The organism is Idiomarina ramblicola, assembly GCF_003987255.1.
GTDB lineage: Bacteria > Pseudomonadota > Gammaproteobacteria > Enterobacterales > Alteromonadaceae > Idiomarina > Idiomarina ramblicola.
In genome coordinates, this window is record NZ_PIQC01000003.1 from 255,886 (window position 1) to 273,995 (window position 18,110).

16 protein-coding genes are annotated in these 18,110 nt (G+C 44.9%); all 16 read right to left on the reverse strand.

Going from position 1 to position 18,110, the window contains the following annotated elements:
- Positions 1–102 precede the first annotated feature (102 nt).
- Genes CWI78_RS04510 through CWI78_RS04585 form a run of 16 tightly spaced genes read right to left on the reverse strand, consistent with a single transcriptional unit; the run spans position 103 to position 18,109 of the window.
- Positions 103–639 (reverse strand): hypothetical protein, encoded by a 537-nt coding sequence (locus tag CWI78_RS04510; protein ID WP_208642033.1) that lies wholly within the window; start codon positions 637–639, stop codon positions 103–105.
- Positions 640–675: 36 nt separating this feature from the next.
- Entirely contained in the window at positions 676–1,533 is an 858-nt protein-coding gene (locus CWI78_RS04515; protein WP_126780682.1) for a hypothetical protein, read from the reverse strand.
- Between the two features lies 1 nt (position 1,534).
- On the reverse strand, positions 1,535–2,581 hold the full coding sequence (gene pseI / locus CWI78_RS04520; protein WP_126780683.1) for a pseudaminic acid synthase: 1,047 nt from the start codon (positions 2,579–2,581) through the stop codon (positions 1,535–1,537).
- A 10-nt stretch (positions 2,582–2,591) separates the two neighbouring features.
- Entirely contained in the window at positions 2,592–3,314 is a 723-nt protein-coding gene (locus tag CWI78_RS04525) for a 3-oxoacyl-ACP reductase (RefSeq protein WP_126780685.1), read from the reverse strand.
- Complete coding sequence (gene pseH, locus CWI78_RS04530; RefSeq protein ID WP_126780686.1) at positions 3,307–3,855, reverse strand: UDP-4-amino-4,6-dideoxy-N-acetyl-beta-L-altrosamine N-acetyltransferase; 549 nt, start codon at positions 3,853–3,855, stop codon at positions 3,307–3,309. Before pseH ends, CWI78_RS04525 begins: the two co-directional genes overlap by 8 nt.
- A 2-nt stretch (positions 3,856–3,857) precedes the next feature.
- Positions 3,858–4,967: a UDP-2,4-diacetamido-2,4,6-trideoxy-beta-L-altropyranose hydrolase gene (gene pseG / locus CWI78_RS04535; RefSeq protein ID WP_126780688.1), complete on the reverse strand. Its 1,110-nt coding sequence runs from the start codon at positions 4,965–4,967 to the stop codon at positions 3,858–3,860.
- Positions 4,964–5,656: a pseudaminic acid cytidylyltransferase gene (gene pseF, locus CWI78_RS04540; protein WP_126780690.1), complete on the reverse strand. Its 693-nt coding sequence runs from the start codon at positions 5,654–5,656 to the stop codon at positions 4,964–4,966. The genes pseG and pseF overlap by 4 nt, the downstream gene beginning before the upstream one ends.
- Positions 5,653–6,813, reverse strand: a complete 1,161-nt coding sequence (gene pseC / locus CWI78_RS04545; protein ID WP_126780692.1) for a UDP-4-amino-4,6-dideoxy-N-acetyl-beta-L-altrosamine transaminase — start codon at positions 6,811–6,813, stop codon at positions 5,653–5,655. Before pseC ends, pseF begins: the two co-directional genes overlap by 4 nt.
- The gene (gene pseB / locus CWI78_RS04550) at positions 6,813–7,811 is read right to left on the reverse strand and encodes a UDP-N-acetylglucosamine 4,6-dehydratase (inverting) (RefSeq protein ID WP_126780694.1); all 999 of its coding nucleotides are present in this window, start codon (positions 7,809–7,811) and stop codon (positions 6,813–6,815) included. Before pseB ends, pseC begins: the two co-directional genes overlap by 1 nt.
- 16 nt (positions 7,812–7,827) lie before the next feature.
- Entirely contained in the window at positions 7,828–10,605 is a 2,778-nt protein-coding gene (locus tag CWI78_RS04555) for a GT-D fold domain-containing protein (protein WP_126780696.1), read from the reverse strand.
- 2 nt (positions 10,606–10,607) lie between these two features.
- Complete coding sequence (locus CWI78_RS04560; protein ID WP_126780698.1) at positions 10,608–11,624, reverse strand: class I SAM-dependent methyltransferase; 1,017 nt, start codon at positions 11,622–11,624, stop codon at positions 10,608–10,610.
- Complete coding sequence (locus CWI78_RS04565; protein WP_126780700.1) at positions 11,621–13,348, reverse strand: coiled-coil domain-containing protein; 1,728 nt, start codon at positions 13,346–13,348, stop codon at positions 11,621–11,623. Before CWI78_RS04565 ends, CWI78_RS04560 begins: the two co-directional genes overlap by 4 nt.
- Before the next feature lie 20 nt (positions 13,349–13,368).
- Complete coding sequence (locus CWI78_RS04570; RefSeq protein WP_126780701.1) at positions 13,369–14,826, reverse strand: hypothetical protein; 1,458 nt, start codon at positions 14,824–14,826, stop codon at positions 13,369–13,371.
- A 16-nt stretch (positions 14,827–14,842) separates the two neighbouring features.
- Positions 14,843–16,099 (reverse strand): glycosyltransferase family 4 protein, encoded by a 1,257-nt coding sequence (locus CWI78_RS04575; protein ID WP_126780703.1) that lies wholly within the window; start codon positions 16,097–16,099, stop codon positions 14,843–14,845.
- Positions 15,988–17,040, reverse strand: a complete 1,053-nt coding sequence (locus tag CWI78_RS04580) for a capsular polysaccharide export protein, LipB/KpsS family (protein WP_126780705.1) — start codon at positions 17,038–17,040, stop codon at positions 15,988–15,990. Before CWI78_RS04580 ends, CWI78_RS04575 begins: the two co-directional genes overlap by 112 nt.
- Complete coding sequence (locus tag CWI78_RS04585) at positions 17,024–18,109, reverse strand: KpsE/RkpR family capsule polysaccharide export protein (protein WP_126780707.1); 1,086 nt, start codon at positions 18,107–18,109, stop codon at positions 17,024–17,026. Before CWI78_RS04585 ends, CWI78_RS04580 begins: the two co-directional genes overlap by 17 nt.
- Position 18,110 lies beyond the last annotated feature (1 nt).

The window sequence follows — 18,110 nt, forward strand, 5'->3', positions numbered from 1 at the left end:
CGCCTTAGAGCTTTAGTCATCACCGCTTTTATCAGTAGTTAATTAATAGAACTATCGTAGCTAAAAGCTACGGGTGTTTACAAGCAATCCGTTATCATTCATTTACTTCGAAGCATTATACGTTAGATTAAAATGTTCAAGAGCATTCTCAATACTTACATCAGCAGCTATTTGATTACAAAATTCCGGAAAATCAGTCTTTATATCCTCTAGCCAGACACTCATAACATTAGATTTATTCGAAAGAAATAAGTCTATATTTTCTGTTACAGTTCTAACATAATCCCTGCAGACACTTTTAGAATCGACATTCTCGCTAAGACCGAGCATAATCCCGCTTCCTCGGTAAGCCTTTATAATCCCTCGTTCATATCGCTTTTCAAAGCTCTCCACGACCTTTTCTTCATTTCTTCGCAAATGGACATAAAACGCATCGTTACCATAAGTCTTATCAAGTCTCCCCAATAGCCAGCTTAATCTGTTATCAACCTCAATATGGTTTTGAGGATAACACATACGTTCATCTAAAATTTTCGAGGTTCGCGTTTCATGTCCAGAGGAATAATTTCTTATCTCAGAGCAAGCTTTTGAAAAAGTTGTTGAACCGCACCGACCAGTGCAAAGAACAAAAATATTCATACTAATCCTTCTTAGAAACTATCCAGAAAGAAAAGCTCAAATCAGCTTGTAGTATCTTTCTGGTATGGTTGACTGGATTATGTCATTCAGATCCTCATTAGATTCAAGGAAAACTTTTTGGATAGCCCGTTCCTGTTCTCGAGAGAGTGTTAACGCCCTCCTTGAATCACCCCAGTCTGCTCTTTTAGTTACACTCCACTCATTATTTCCCCTACTTTTTACATTGTGCGCTTTATTTTTATCATCCCAGCCTATATCGGTGCCTATAAACTGAGATATATGCTCTTGGAAGGAGATCTCATTTAAGCTCTCGTATGGCAGAGCCAGTACATTAGTACTCCCCAAAAGTTTTTTTAAGCTTTCTATCCAAGAAGAGAAGAAGAGAACGGGTGTATTATTAAATTCTGATGCCAGCAAGAAAGCCAACTTTTTATCAAAGTCCTCTTGGCTAGGGTGCTTTGATCTGTAACAAGTATGTGCGTACCAAGATGCTAACCAATCTGGCTGATGTCTAAAAACACAAAAAACTTTTAAAGTGACCCCGATACTCCGAAGGTATATTAATAACTCCTGAAGCTTCGAGAAAAACAAACTCAAACTATCCTTTTCTCCTAACTGGTCGTCAAAGCAAGGGATATTTATAAGAGACTCATGGCTAATAACATTAAGGCTGTCAAAACGATAATTACTGAATATTTCTTCAATTGGAATATCTTTATTTGTAGTAAAGAACCTTCTCAATAAATTAGATTTATCTTTTTCATCTTGCTCTCTATCAACGTTAGTATTGTTGGGAGACTTGTCAAATGTATAAAATTTGCCACGAAAAATTTCGCGTTGCAGAAATGTGCTGCCTGTCTTGTATAACCCTATATGCAGAACTAACTCTTTCATTTTAAACCTTCTCATCCAATAAGCTATCAAAACTCACTGGCATACCATAACTGACACTTCTTCCTAACACTCTATTTAAAACCCTTTGAGCTTCTTTAGGCGGTAGCCCATACCCGGGCCTGACACTCCGAATGCAATCTTCCGTTATGACATCACCAGCTTTCATTTCCTTTACGAAGTATAGTGACCTCCTAAATTTGACATTTCCTTGCTCGCTAGACTTGCGCCCGTAGTCAACTTTTCCAAGTGCCGCTTTGGCCGTCTTCGTGTCACGACACAGTGCCGCCAGCTCCGTAGGCTCTAATGAAAAGCTGTCATCCGGCCCACCGCCGTTTCGGTCCAGCGTAAAATGCTTCTCAATAATGCTTGCGCCGAGCGCAGCACTAACGATGGCGGTGGTGTTGTCCAGCGTATGGTCTGACAAACCGGTCAACACACCGAACCGCTCTTTCATATCCACCAGCGTTTTCAGATTATAATCTTCAGCCGGTGCTGGGTAGCCACTGACGCAATGTAAAATAGCCAGCTCTTTACAGCCGGCACCACGCGCTGCATCTATCGCTTCCTGTATTTCTTCGTCGTTCGCCATACCGGTAGAAATAATCATCGGCTTGCCGGTGCTGGCAACGTATTCAATCAGAGGCAAGTCTACTGCTTCAAAGGAAGCAATTTTGTATGCCGGCGCATTTAAATCTTCCAGTAAATCAACAGCCGTATTATCGAACGGTGAGCTGAACATGGTAATACCCTCTTTACGGGCATGTTCAAAGAGTGGCTTATGCCATTCCCAAGGCGTATGTGCCTCTTCGTAAAGCTCATACAGCGTTCGGCCGTGCCAAAGCCCCCCTTCGATTCTAAATTCAGGTGCATCACAATCCAGAGTGATGGTGTCCGGGCGGTACGTTTGCAGTTTAACCGCATCCGCACCAGCCTTTTTTGCTTCAGATATAATTTTTAACGCCGTTTCGATGTTGCCGTTATGGTTCGCTGATAGCTCCGCAATTATGTAAGGGCCGCCTTCCCCTATTAATTTTCCTTCAATCTTCATACATCCCCCTTTAATGCTGGCCGCCATCGATACGAAAATCTGTGCCCGTGATGAACGAGCTTTGTTCATCTGCAAGAAACTCAACCAAACGTGCTACTTCCTCAGTTCTGCCAAGTCGCCCTAACGGAATTTCGTCGATGATTTGATTCAGTATTTCCGGACTCATTGCGTCGGTCATATCGGTACGGAGATAGCCCGGAGATACCGTATTTACTGTAATGCCTTTTTTAGCAACCTCAAATGCCAACGATTTTGTAAAACCATAAAGCGCTGACTTACTCGCTGCGTAATTTGCCTGGCCGAATTGACCTTTATGCCCATTAATGGATGATATTGAGATGATTCGTCCATATTCTCTTTCAATCATTTGGGGCAAAACGACACGAGTAAGGTTAAACACCCCTGTCAAGTTGGTATTAATCACTTTTCCCCATTGTTCAGGCGTCATTTTTTTAAATGATTTATCGTCCGTCACTCCGGCATTATTAATGAGAATGCCGACTGATATTCCGCTTTGGGATAGGCGTTCAAGTAACTTTTCACAACCACCGAAATCAGTAACATCCAACTCATAAACGCTAATGCCGAGCCTTTCTAACTTCTCGACCTGATTAATTTTTTTATTCTTTTGCTGAGTCGTTCCTATAACCTTATAGCCCTTACGATGAAAGGCATCGCACAAGGCATAACCCAGCCCACCCGTTGCGCCGGTCACTAATACAGCGTTAGACATTTTTTACCTTTTCTAAATGTGTTTTTTTTACATGCGGCCACTTATCTTTGTAAAAAGCCAGCAGAATGACGTCATGAGCCGCACCGTCTTTAATATGATGCTGCTTTAAGCTCCCCTCTATTTCGAACCCAAACTTTTGATGAAACTTCACAACCGGCTGATTAAAGCCAAGTACTTCGCAACATAGCTTGTTCAACCTTAATTCATCGAAAGCATACGTAAGTGCCAAAAACTCCATTCGGCTTCCGAGCCCTTTCGTACTTAAGTCACCAGAGTAGAAAGCCCAATGGGCGCGTTTGTTGGCTTCATCAATTTGGCTAAATGAAACAAACCCTATAGGTTTGCCTTGGCTCTCAAAAATGAAATGTTTAATGGTATTGTCTGATGATGTTCTTTGGAACCAGCTTAAATGCTCCTCTTCGGAGATAACATGATCTGTATACATGTTTTTCCGAACAGCTTCATGGTTTCTCCACTCTAACACCATACTTAAATCGCTCGCCTTCATTGGCCTTAGCTTATCGCCATTAAATTCCAGCATAACTACTTACTCCCCTCAACCTTTTCTAAACTATCCAATCTATCCAATACGCGCTCTGTACCTTTACCATCGATGAGCGTGCTGCTGACGTCTACTAATCCTTTAAAAAAACTCTCATCCTGGAGCTTGTTTAACTTTACCGCTAAACAATGGCTGTCTTCGCTTGAAGTCTTTACGGAAATCGCCGCTCCCAGATCAGTCAAATATCTTGCAACTTCCTTTTGATTCTCCGCCAACACCAGCATAATGGTCGGCAGCCCGAGACAACAACGTTCCCAGGAAGTGCTGCCCGCGGCGCCGATGGCGAGATCGGCCCGGCTCATCAGCTCGGCCATATTGCTCACCCCTTGTTTGACGGTGACCTTAAAGCGTGATGATGCGGCTTGCTTTTGTATTTTGTCACGCCAGGGGTTTTGCTGGCCCAGCACTACGCACAGCGTCACCGAGTCGGGTAGCGTGCTGGCTTCCAGTGCATCCAGCACGTCACCGGTGACGTTGTCCTTATCAACCCCTCCAAGACTGATTAATAATTGGCGAAGCTCCGTGCGTTGACGACGCCGGCTCAGGCTTTTCTCCCGCCACGCCGCAAACTCAGGACGCAGCAGTACATACTCAGGCCCAATCAACCGGACGCATTCTTTTGGCACTAGCTTGTCGTAATCGTCAGCGCGACGTCCCATATTCTGGTCAAGTAAGATATCACACTGATGCGCCCGGTCAGCCAGGTCATCGATGACCAGCACATGATGACAGGCTTTTCGAAGCCGTGTTTCCCATGGCGCGCCGACACCGTAATGGTCAACAACCAGCCAGTCACACCCATTCGGCTGTAATACCGCCAATGTGTCCTCACTGTCTTGTTGCTGCCCTCCCGGGAGCCAGTGGCTGTGGACGTACTCGTCAGGCATAGCGGTGGCTGACTCAGGTAAGGGCAACGCATGGACGAGATAGCCTTTGTCCTCAATCTGGGCTATCAAGTGACCCGGCTGTTCACGTACAATAAATTCGCAGTCATGTCCGCCACCTTTCAGTGCATCGGCGAGGGTAAGGCAGCGCATGGTATGCCCTGAGCCGATTTCAAAAGACGCGTCGACCCGAAAGACGACCTTCATTGTCCCGCCTGCATGGCTTTGAACAGCCATTCGGCACGCGCCCAGTCTTCCGGCGTGTCAATGTCCTGAACACGATGTCGCGGAAGCTCGATGAGCCGGGCCGATGAAGAGAAAATCGGACGTTTTTCAAGCCAGGCAGCTCGCGTCCCCCAGTAAAACTGTCCGGCGTCATGCCAGGCTTCCGTTAAATCCTGCGAGCGGGTGGCAAAGTGCTCGGGCTGGAACATCGATACCAGCCCCTGCTCATCAACTTTTAACGCCCGCTGGATTGGGAACGCATACGTTGTCGCCGAAAAAACGTAATCCGGGTTTGAAGCATCCATCACGCCCTTGCCCCGTCGCAAATCCTCCGCACGGATGAACGGTGCCGTTGCGTACAGACAACAGAGATAATTGTTCTCATAACCCGCAGCTGCCAGCCATTGTGCCGCATGCTTTATCACATCGGTGGTGCCGGTGTAATCATCGGACAAATTTACCGGGCGCTTGAACGGCACCCAGGCACCGTGCGCTTGAGCAACCGCGGCGATTTCATCGTCATCCGTTGAGACGATGACCTTATCAAAACACCCACTGGCCAGCGCGGCCTCAATGGACCAAGCTATCATCGGTTTGCCGCAAAAGGGTTTGATGTTCTTGCGGGGGATCCGTTTACTTCCGCCCCGGGCCGGGATGACCGCGACCGTCATACCGACATCGCCTCGTTTAGCGCCGAAACCACCTTACGCTGCTCGTCGTCGGTCAGGTTGGGATACATCGGCAGGCTGATGGCTTCCTGGTAATAAGCCATCGCGTTGGGGAAGTCTTCTGCCACAAACCCCAGGTTTTGATAATACGGCTGGGTGTGCACCGGAATATAATGCAAATTCACACCAATACCCTGCGCGCGCAATGAGTCAAAGACTTCTCGGTGAGAGCGCTCTATCTTGTCTCGCTGTATACGGATAACGTAAAGATGCAGACCTGAGTAACTGTCCGGGTGCTGGAACGGTGTCGTTACCGGTAACGTCTTTAGCAACTCATTGTAAGTTGCTGCCAGCTCATGGCGTTTTGCGACGTACTCATCCAGACGCTTAAGCTGACTGAGTCCCAGCGCAGCCTGGAGCTCTGTCATGCGGTAGTTGAACCCGAGGTCAACCTGTTGGTAATACCACGGCCCATGACTTTCATGTGTCATTTTGTCTGGGTCACGGGTGATGCCGTGACTGCGCAGTAAATCCATTTTTTCCGCAAGCGCTTTGCTGTTGGTCAGCGCCATTCCGCCTTCCGCGGTGGTGATGATTTTTACCGGATGAAAACTGAAAACGGTAATGTCACTGTATTGACCGTTACCGATGTATTCACCCCGGTATTTACCGCCGATAGCATGAGACGCATCCTCAATCACTTTGATACCGTATTGGTCAGCTAACGCCTTGATTGCCGCCATCTCACAGGGTTGCCCACATAAGTGCACGACAACCAGCATTTTAGGGAGACAATCGCGGGCAGCCGCTTGCTGCAATTTGGCTTTCAGCGCCTCGACGCTGATATTGTAAGTGTTTGGGTCAATATCAACGAAGTCAACGTCAGCGCCGCAATAAAGACCACAATTAGCCGAGGCAACAAACGTTACGGGCGTGGTCCACAACACATCACCCGGTCCCAGCTCCAGAGCAAGACAGGCAATGTGCAGTGCTGATGTAGCGCTGTTCACCGCGAGCGCGTATTCAGCGCCGACGTGATTCGCCACCGCCTGCTCGAACGCCGGTACTTTGGGCCCCTGCGTAAGGAAATCAGACTGCAGCACATCGACAACGGCATCTATGTCCTGTTGCTGAATATCTTGTTTGCCATAGGGTATCATCAGATTTTACCGATTTGCTCGTAATTACTGTCTAACCATTGCTGTAAAACCGCATCAGACATCCACTCAACGTTATTATCGCTGGAATAGGTGAAGCCCTCGGGCACCTTTTGTCCGTCCTTAATGCGGTCAACATCCTTATCCCAATTGTTGATTGCCGGCAGTATTTTGTAATGCTCCGGGTATTCATAGGTATAAGGAGCATCTTCAAAACCAATCATCTGCTCATGCAATTTCTCACCCGGGCGAATGCCCACGATTTCCTGTTTTGCTTCAGGTGCCACGACACGTGCAGTATCTGTAACTTTCATGGACGGGATTTTCTTCACATAAATCTCACCGCCCACCATATCTTCGAAGGCATGCCAAACAAGCTCTACGCCCTGCTCAAGCGAAATCATGAACCGCGTCATGCGATCGTCGGTGATAGGCAAAACGCCTTTGTCACGGATCGACATAAAAAATGGTATCACTGAGCCGCGGGAGCCCATCACATTACCGTAACGAACAACCGAAAAGCGTGTGCGGTTGGCGCCGGCGTAGTGATTCCCCGCCACAAACAGTTTATCGGACGCTAATTTTGTTGCGCCATATAAATTAATCGGGCTGCTGGCTTTATCGGTCGATAGTGCCACCACTTTTTTAACACCTTTATCAATACACGCATCGACAAGGTTCATGGCGCCATCAACGTTTGTTTTAATGCACTCAAACGGATTATATTCTGCGGTAGGAACAATTTTGGTCGCAGCAGCGTGGACGACGTAATCAACGCCATCAAGCGCACGATAGAGCCGGTCTTTATCACGCACATCGCCAATGAAAAAACGCACGCGCGAATCGCCCTCAAACAGCTTCGCCATTTCCCATTGCTTCATCTCGTCGCGGGAGAGGATAATAATTTTTTTTGGGTTGAACTTCTCAAGGGTCATAGGGATAAACTTATGCCCAAAAGAACCTGTACCGCCTGTAACTAGAATGGTTGAACCACTTAACATTTAAAATAAACTCCCTTTAAAACAATGAATGGATGCCACCACCCACTAATTCATCAAACACACTACCTAAATCAAGGCCCACTGCAGAATTCTGTTTTGCAATATCGCAGAAAACTTTTCCTGCAACGCCAGCTCCGACTAAAACCAGCGAGCCTCCCGTAACTATCCTCTTTAATTCTACTTGAAGCTCGTCTAGATGATAAGGTAAAGGTAGGTCACCCTTCACGTAATTAGTATTCGATGACGTCTTTTGATGAGTTGGTACCTGAATAAATTTGAGTTTCGATTTATCCTCGAACAATTGTGCAAGGATCTCTTCTCTTCCTGAAGTTACAAGAATAGTATCCTTCGCTAGGTTATTAAGGTTATTTAAAATCTCAACATTCTTAAAAACCGCAGTGTTTGCTTTGTCATCAGTGTAAAGTTTATCAGGCGTATCAATCGTTTGAATCGCTGATAATACTGACAACAACCCCCTTCCCTGTATACTTTGAGACAAGCTTTTAGTTTTATCGGAGTGATCTCTAATAAAACGGTACACCGATGGTATCCCAAGTAGATCGGCATTCGTTACAGCTTCAAGTAGTCGACTTCTCAATAATGTTTCGTGAGACTCACTTAATTCTCTTCCCCACCAGTGTCTTTGACGATTTAGTGAATCTTCTTCATTAAAAAAAACCGACTGTTCACGGAAAATGAATCCTTCTCCGTCACTGAGTCGAATAAATGAAAAACCTTTTCTTAATGTTAATGCATCTTTGACTCGATCTATCAGCGACATTCTTTGTACTTGATTGTATTTAACATCTATAAGTTTCTCACGGCCGCGTATATTATTATAGGCGGAAATAACGAAATTTTTATAATCATCTTCGATTGACGCATGAGCTTTCATAAACCTTGATTCGAGTTCTCGATAATTAAAATCAGCCTCAGTTCCTGGTTCTGTTCCTTGAAGCTCTATTTTTAGTTTACTAAGCGAGCTTAGTTCAGCATCTGAGGGAAGGTATGAACTAAGCTTTTTCTGTTCGTCAGTTGGACGAGTCGCAATGTATTTTTTAAAGCTAACAATTCTATTTGCCGGTGATTTTTTAAGACTAAAAAGCTTGCTCTGAGTCAAAACCTTAACTACGTTCTCATGACTATTCGCTCGTAACGCGATATCGAAAGCTTTTGTTTCTAGCCAGCCTTTCAACCTTCTCTCACAGGCGTTCTCGAGAGCAAATCCTATCATTGCTTTAAGGTCAGAATTATCAGGGCGGTACCCGTTCCACTCAATACGCTTAGACTGCATCCAGAACTTTAAAGCTGTTTTAGTGCCATTAAAGTCAATTAACGGGAAAAACTCTAATAAATCTACGTTTCTATTATCGAAAGCCACATTCAGTATTGTGATCTGAGGTAACTCGTTTAGCCAGGAATCAGTGCGCTTGTTGATAATTCGAGAAAATGATAATGGAACTACAGAGATATAAAAAACAGGACTCGTTCTTATACGAGCTCTGCTTTCGTTATTGAAATATACAGTGTTTAATTTTGATATGAAATCAGTGAAATTGCACTTGTCCAGTTTATTCCGCTTATTGTTAAGATGCGGTAAGTACTCACTCAGAGCCTCAATACTATTTTCAGCAATTAGCGCTTCCACGTTACCTTGGCATATAGCTTTAACATTCACTTCTTTGACTAAACCGTTACGGACAAAGCCGTAATAGTCGAGCTTGATGTCGTCAAGGCTAAAATCCTGAACGACAACGTTTCCCTTTTCAAGTAACTCTAATACTACTGAACTATTACCGCAGACCGCAATATGAGGCGTATCTACATGGTCGCTTAATAAAGCTACATTTTGAAATATATTGCTATCGTGTACTTTCCAAAAGGACGGATGAGGCTTTATCGAAACATGTTCAATATGAGTCGATGCTTTAAGTGCTCTTACTAATTTAGTGACATTCTCACTGTTAAATATTGCAGTCAGGTAAATGACAACACAATTAGCTTCTCTTTGCTCAACGATATTCCTTCTAGCCATTAAACTATTAATATCGATTGTCCGTGACTCTCTTGCTCCAAATACCATTTGGCAATGGTTTTTTTCTATTCTCTTATAAATCTCACCAGACGCTCGGTTTCTTAAAATAGCAAAGTCAAAATCAAGTGGAGGAAACGATTCTGTGACCTCAGCGTGCTGAACATATAGTGTCTTTATCCCTAAGTTTTTCGCCGCAGCCCAAAATGCCACAGGTACTGGAGAATGATCATTCGCCAAGACGAAAAGAGAGAGCCCCTTAAATGTAGAGAGTGTGTTTGAAGCCACTCTAAAAGAGAAAAAGTAACTGATTGATTGATGTATATTGCTAAGACTTATGTGTTTCTTACTTAACAAGTAGTCAACCAGGTTATCTATTAAGCCGGAATCATTCGTTGCTTCCTTGAGATCGCAGTCTACAACACTTAACTCTGATATATCGGGTATTTTAGCTTTATATGAAGCGTCAGATAAGTTGCGTATTAGAAAGTCCCTTTCCCTTTTATTATTTAGGGTTGGGAAAAAACCAGCGACATTTTCTTCTGTAACCTCTTGGCTCAACTCGTATATTTTTCGCGAGTTTCTTACACGCCGGTCAATATAAGCTCTTAACTCTGTTTCATCTAATTTAGAGTTCCTAAAGATTTTGTCATACCAAGGGTTGCTAAGCCTTTCACCTAAGAGCAAGTCATATCGTGGGTTATAATCAATAATCTTGTTTACCCGTTCAAGTCCGTTTATAAAATACAAAGCATCGTCCATAATTAGTTAACCCTTAATAAAGCTCCACCTTTTTCAAGCTCGATTTCTTCTAGCTCATAACTCAAACTATGTTTATTTAGAATCTCGGCCCATCGGTTTACCATTTCCTTTTCATCATCCCGCTGATAGTCGTCAATAACAAAAGTTAACTTGTGATCAGAAAGGTAAGTTAAAATCACCTCCATAGCGGGGAATCTGCTTTGCTCCCCCAGATTCCCCGGAGGGCCGTCCACTAAAATAAGAATATGAGACTTAGTTTGATTTATACGCTTTTTGAATTCTTCTAGCCTAGCATTACAATCATAATACAACCGCTTACTATCGCTTGAAGCTAGCGGTTTTAACGGCGCATAATATAACTCAACAAGGTTACCGACGCCATGCTCCTCTATTGAGTTTTTGGTTTCTTTTAAATACCTATTGTCATGCTCAAAACTTAAAATACGATTCTCTTTATCACGCAAATCTGTTCTTTGAAAAAACTTAGCAAATAATACCGTAGAGGTACCACTTCCAAACTCAATAACATAGTCAATATGTATATTCCTGAACATCCCTGCCATCATCAATGCAATATCAGGACTTATTGGCCAGCCATGGAAATTCAGAGGAATCTCACCTTCCGCTAGATAGCGTTCTAGCGATAGGAAGTTTTCAACCTGTTTTGTATTTTTAGTCAACGCTTTAGTTATAAAAAACTTCAAAACCTCCATATTTTTATGAATGTAGGACTTTAACTGCTTTTGCCTTATTTCTTGGTTTTCATATAAACTGGACTTCAATTCTGTCAAATTCTGATTAAGCCCTTCCAAACTTTGTGAATTATTTTTTAGTCGTTCATTTTCTTCCTTAAGAACGCTTAATTCAGATTTTAATGCACTATTTTCTTTTTCGACCTCATCAACATATTGTCGCATTTCATCATGTGCGTTACCTAAATTGCTAGCATCAGCACCTTTAGGCTCGAGTAGTTTTTCGTCTGAGTTAAAATTAAGTTTTAAAGGACGCTTCAAATTCATGGGTTAATCCTTAGCAAATAGACACCGTTGCCTCTTTTTTCTTCTGACGGCAAACTTCTACACTTAAGAAGTTGACTCCAATCCTGCTGTAGTGCTTTTGTAGCCATACTATTGTTCAGAAGAATGTCTAACTGCAACGCTGAAAGCGAGCCTAGTATTACTGACAAAGTTGACTCGTAATGCAGCCCGCTTTGCTCTGATGAAGGGTTTACTACGATAAGTACTTTAGCTTCACGCCCTTCTAACAAATTGGCTACATTAGTTAATGTCCGAGCACAATCATAAAATAGATGGCTACTATGTTCTGTTGGCACCAGTGGTGTGTACTTTAAATCCACCAAACTTTGCAGATTGTTCTGCTCAATACGCTTTTTAACCGCATTAAACTGCTTCTTGTCATACTCAAAGCTTAAAACCTGTTGTGGTAAGTCAAAATCGCTGGCACTAAAGTCGTTAGAAGCAGACTTATTTTCTAACTGACGATTAGGATTATGGTTATTTATTATTGCGTTAGCCAAAAACTCGGTCGATTTGCCTGCGCCGAACTCAATAATTAAATCGTAGCTATTTTCTTCAAGCTGCTGCGTTAGGCTAACCGCGGTAATTTCGTTAAGGTTGGAATTATTATCGCTAAGTTCAACTAGGTTTCTACCAAAGCTACGTTCTAGTGACAAACGCGCTTTAAGCTCCGTAACCTGCTGGCTTGACGTTTGTGTAATATGCTGCCCGAGCGCATTAATCGCCTGCTCTAATTGCAAACGCTGCTGCTCAAACATAGAGTCCATGCGCTCGTTCAATTTTGCTAACTGTTCGCTGTTTTTTTCCGTAGCTTCGAGTTTCTTTTGTAATTCATCGCTCTCATTTTTATATCGCTGAGCTTGAGTTTGAGCTTGTTTTAATTGCTTCCACGATTCTTGAAGCTTTTGCTCAAGGTCTTTCTTTTCTGATTTTAAGCTGCTAACCCATTCCGCATTTTTTTGTTTGGCTTCGTCAAGCTCTTCACTCCTACTCGAAGCAAGAGCTAAAGCTTCATCTTTTTCAGCAACTGCCGCATCACGCTCAGCCACTAATTTCCGCTGCGCCTCGCTCATTACATAATAAAGCACCGGAAAATCAGGGTCGTCACCAGTCTCACCGCGGGTATGATAATTTAAGTCGGTTAATTTTTGTTGTAGCTTTTCTACGTCATCGCCCTGGTCAAATAATACAGACTCTGGCGCAGTAATAGCCAGGAAGGACCAACGTTGCAATTCACCGCTATTTTGCAGGGCATTAATTAGTTCGGTTCCGTAGCCGGGTAAGTCAATTATCAAGGCGTTATTGCCACCGGCGTCTTTACCGCTTATTTCAGCCAGCAGCGTGCTTAACGCTTCGGTTTCTATTGGTTGTGGGCCTTGCAGTTTTAAGCCTGGGAATAACTCTTTTAAACCACTGGCTTGCTTAAGGCCACTAAATTCATTGAGGTTGTAGTTATACCAGGTTTGCTCTCCGCCTTTTGCTGAAACAACCGCTTGTTTAACGTTAATATCGCTTTTGTTGTTTAACTGGCTGACAGTACTTGCAAGCTGCCTAGCTTTTTTCTCGTTACCTTCAATAAGTGTCCAGTGCTTGGCATTTAATGCGTTAATCAGTTCTTCTAACCCATCGCCATTACCCGCACCTAGGTACACCACATTATTGAAATTGATTTTCGAGTACGGGTGCTGCTTGTCTATTTTGTTCATAACTTGTTATTCCGCCCCAATTATTTGCCCGCTTTTGGTAAACGCCCTTCGGCTTCACCGTGCAAAATATAGTGCAGTAAGGGGTTCATGCCCTCGGCTAACACATCGGGGTACTTTTTCACGTAAAACTCGGTGTCAAAATCAGGGCTTGGGCTGCGACTCTCGAAGCCGCCATAACGCACAAAGTGCTCAGCCGGGTCAATATTAATGCTGGCTAAGTCAGGGTATTGGCTTAAGTACCAGTTGCGATCGAACAGGGGCGAGTGCTCTACTTGCTGTATTTGTTCGTTAAGCCATTTAGGCAAAGCGTTGTTATTGAGTTTACGGCGCAATAGCTTTTGTTTCACTTTGGCGCCTTTAGACAACGGCTTTTTCGGGGTGTATTTAATGCGCAACTCTTGCAGTTCGCGCTGTGCTGCTGCCAAGCCGTTACGCAGTTCATTCGCTTTTTGCTGTTCGGTTTTAAACTTCTTCTGGTAGCTTTGTGCGTAACCCAGTTGCTCAGTAAGTTGCGCTGCTTGTTCTTGCGTGGTTAACAGCTGTTTTAGAATTTTATTGTTTTCTTCTTTCACTTTTTTCTTCTGGTCGCGCATTTGGTTAAATTCAGACTTAACTTTAGACAGCTCTTTTTGCGCGTCCTGGTACTTTATAAAGTAGGCTTCCAGCTCTTCTTGCACTTGCTGAAGTTGTAACAATAACAGCTCGTTTTCTTCTTCCAGCTCTTTTACTTGCTCCGGTTTTATGTCTGACTGAGCGGGCTCTTGCTGGTTTGTTACTTGCTGCATAAGCAGCTGGTTTTCACTTTCAAGCTCTTCAATGCGCTGTTGGTACTTGTTGGCCGCGTCATTGCTTTTCTTGTCTATGTATGTTTTTTCGAGCTCTTCCTGAACCTGCTGCAGCTGCAATAACAGCAGTTCATTTTCTTCTTTTACTGAGTTTAAATCGTTATTGCCGCTTGAAATGCGAGCTGTTGTTTCGTTATTTGCATTCAGTACGGCCTCAACATTCACAGCCACACGGTACGCCTGCTCTGACAACCGCAGGGTCGACGCTTCTAAGCGCTCAATAAGCTGCATAATGTCGTCGTTTTGCAATACCAGTTGGTGGCCGGCCATAAGCTCTAAGTCACTTACTTCTGCTTGGTAGTCACTAAGCTGCTCGGCAGTTAAACTCGTTTGTTGGTTAAGTTCACTGCCGTGCTCCAGGGCATCTTGCACGCACAACAGGCGCACACGACGGCGATTTTTACGCTGTGCCATTAAGACTTCATTAATACCTTTTAACCAGTCATTGCAGGCCTGTTTACCGTTTTCGCCTTGTTGCAGTTTGTTGGCCACGTAAATGCTGGGGTGGCTGTAAAATACAAACACGAAGCCGTCGGTGTTTGTCAGTGCCTGATTAATGCTGTCGGCCGTAGCTACGCTTTGTTGTTCTTTTAAGGCGTGAACACTGCGTATTGTTGTGTGTGCTTCTGTCATCGGGTAGGTATTCCGTTTACAAATTCAAAATTTTAACTAAGCGACGGTTTACGTCGCGCACATTAAACCGTTCTTCTGCCATTTTACGGCTCGCTCGCCCCATAGCAACGAGCGAGTTAGGGTTATTTATCATTTTTTGCATGGCCTGCTCTAGCGCATTTACGTCGTGCGGCGGCACTAGGTAGCCGTTAATGTTTTGGTCTACCGTGTCACGGCAGCCGGGTGCATCGGTGGTGATAACCGGACGCCCAATAGCCAGTGCTTCTTGTGTGCTGCGCGGCAACCCCTCACGATAATACGACGGCAGCACAAACACACTACTGCATTCGATATAAGGCACTACGTTCTCAACTTGACCGGGGTGCTGAATAATGCCTTTTTTCACGTAGTGGTTAAGCTCTACTTGCGACACGCCATGGCTGGCTGACGCCGCCCCTACCACTAAAAAGCGCACTTCTGGGTGGCGCGCTTTTATGCGTTCGGCCACCTCCAGAAAATAACGAATGCCCTTTTCGTTTAATAAGCGCCCGACAAAGGTAAAAGTGAGCGGCGTTAACGGCACAGGAGAGTGGCTAAAGCGCTCTAAACACACGCCTATGCCGCCTAACACTACGGTGTTGGGCAGGTCCACATTGCAATGACGCTGTAAGTCTTTTTGGTCGTCGTGGTTTAACACAATAAGTGCGGTACTGCGCGGCAGGGCCAGACGGAACAGCAGGCATTGCATTTTTCGGACAAATCGCATGCGCAGGTTGGGTTTGTGCCGGCCCTGGGTAAAGGTGCGCCCCAGCCCTTCTATTTTGGCTATACGCTGCGGTACGCGTGCGGCCCAGCCGGCTAACGTGCCGTAAATTGAGGGCTTGGCAAAGTAGCAAAAGCTAGTGGTAATGCGGTGCTTTTTAAATGCCCAGTATAACTGCCACAGCGTTCGCAACTCACCAAGCGGGTTCATTGAGTAGCCATTCAGCGAAAAACGCACGGGTATAAAACCCATTTCTCGAATTTTAAGCTCGCTGGAACTGGTGTAGTCATTAGCAAATGCGTACACCTTGTGGCCTTTTGCAGCCAGTTCGTGCATAAGCTCACCACGAAACCCCAACATAACGCTAACTTCTTTACCCACAAAGGCAATGTGCTCGGGTTTGTTCATGGCTGAGCTATTTACCGCCACAGGTTCAGCAGCTTGCGCGCCGACTTTTTCAGCATTTGGCTGGGTAGTGCCAGTGTCTTTGCGGTAATGCTCGTTTGTTGTTGTCGTTGTTTCTGTAAGCATTTTATCACTTGTTCGGGTGTTACTTCTTTAGAGCCGCTGTTAGCCAGCCTGTACATAGGGTAATGAATAAGCGTAGCGGCAACTAATTCGTTCAGTGCCAGCTGTCTTGTGCGTCGCGGTTGCGGGTTATGGTCTTCAGTAAGCCCCCAGCCGCTGTAAAATGGCTGCCCATAGCAATGCACTTTTTTACCGCGTACCAACGCTTCAAAACCGCTCAACGAGGTTAGGGTATGTACTTCCTCGGCGGCGGCAAACACCTGATTAATACTGGCGCTGGTTACGTAGTCGTCACACAGCTGTTTGGCGCGTTCCTCACCTTGCCCGGCGGCTCTGGCACCGGCGACGACGTCGGGGTGCGGTTTGTAAATAATATAAGCGTCCGGGTTTTGTGTGCGTACTTGCTCCAGCAGGCCAATGTTGGTTTTTACAGCCGGTGAGCCTAACTGAATGCTGGCGTCACTTTCTACCTGGCCCGGTACTAAAATAATTCGCTTGTCGGTTGTTGGCCGCTGCCAGTGGTTGTTGCCGGTGTTGTACTTATTTACGCCGCTGGTGTTCAATTGCTGAATAAGTGCGTCGGCTCGTTGTTTGTCGTCTTGCGTGAACTTGCCGTGTTGTAACTGATGCTCCAGGTCCGAAGGCTGGGTTGCGTCAAAATACATGCCCCGGCTGTCGACAACCCAAGAGCACGGGCGGGCAAATTCGGCGCCTAAGCCTACTGAACGCAAGAAGCCGTCTTCTACCCGATACAGAGTTACGTTTTTGTTAAACGCGCTTGTTGGCGTTTGTACGCCCCATATTAATGCACTGGCACCGCTTGGTACCTGGCTGGGTTTAGCAACAAACTGCGGCTTTAAATAGCCAAAAAACTGCTGCCAGCTGGGCTTCCAAAAGCGCTTTACGCCAACAATGTAAACCGGTGGTTTAATGTTTATGATCACGAATAATAGCGCGGGCTAAGTGAGCAATAGCGGCAATAAAAACCGTAAAAAGTAAAAACACAACAATATTATAAAGCCGATCTGGCCTGGTTGAATATTCTGGCAAGGTTGGAAACTCCAACACCGATACCTGTTTTAATTTACGTGCAGCTTCAATGCGGGTGCTTTCTAACGCAGTGATTGTATTAGTGTAAAGTTGTAGCGCAAATTCTGCCTTCAGTTGCAGAGTTTCAAAACGAGAAGAGGTTTCATTCAGCGCATCACCACTTTGTCGCGCCATTTTAGCCTGCTCTATTTCAACTTGCTGCTCAAGCGAGCTGATTTCACTGCTCAGCCGTATAATTTCTGAAGAGCGCTCACTTTGGTAGCTCATTAAGGCCTTTTTGCGCGCTTCCAGGCTCGCCAATTGTGCTTTTAACTGGGACACCGTCATAAAAATAGCTTCGACCGTTTGACTAGGTGATACTAAGCCGTGCTCATTTTGAAATTGCAGCATTTGGTCTCTAGCTTCAAATAAGCGCTCTTCGGCAACCGTTGCTTGCTCTTCAATGAAATCCACTTGTTCTTGCGCCAGCCTCTGTCCCATTGAGTTCATGTGCTGTTCGCCTTCTTCTAGCAGCGCTTCGACAATGTCCTGCGCCATTGCTTTATCAAAAGCTTGCACCTGAATTTTTAAAATGGAGGCGTATTCATCAAACTCAACACTAATATAATTCAGCATATACTCGTGAAAAACTTCAATAGGGACTTCTTCCGCCTCTAAACGCGACCAGCTGTCAATAAAGCCCTGCGCGTAGTGTTCACGTAAGTTGAGATCTTGCTGTAACTTGCGCAGCATAGTGACCGACAACAGGTGGTCGCGTAAAAGCAGTAAGTCACCCGAGCCTTGAGTACCACTCAGTAAAGAAGAAATGTTCATGCTGGACATGTTCACTTCTGGGCTTTCCAAAACAATGTGCGCGCGCGATACATAACGGTCAGTTGCTATAAGCCCCCAATAAATGGCAGCACCAAAAATTAAAATAAGCGCTAATACCCAATGTGGCTGTGTTTTAACAAAGGTTTTCAAA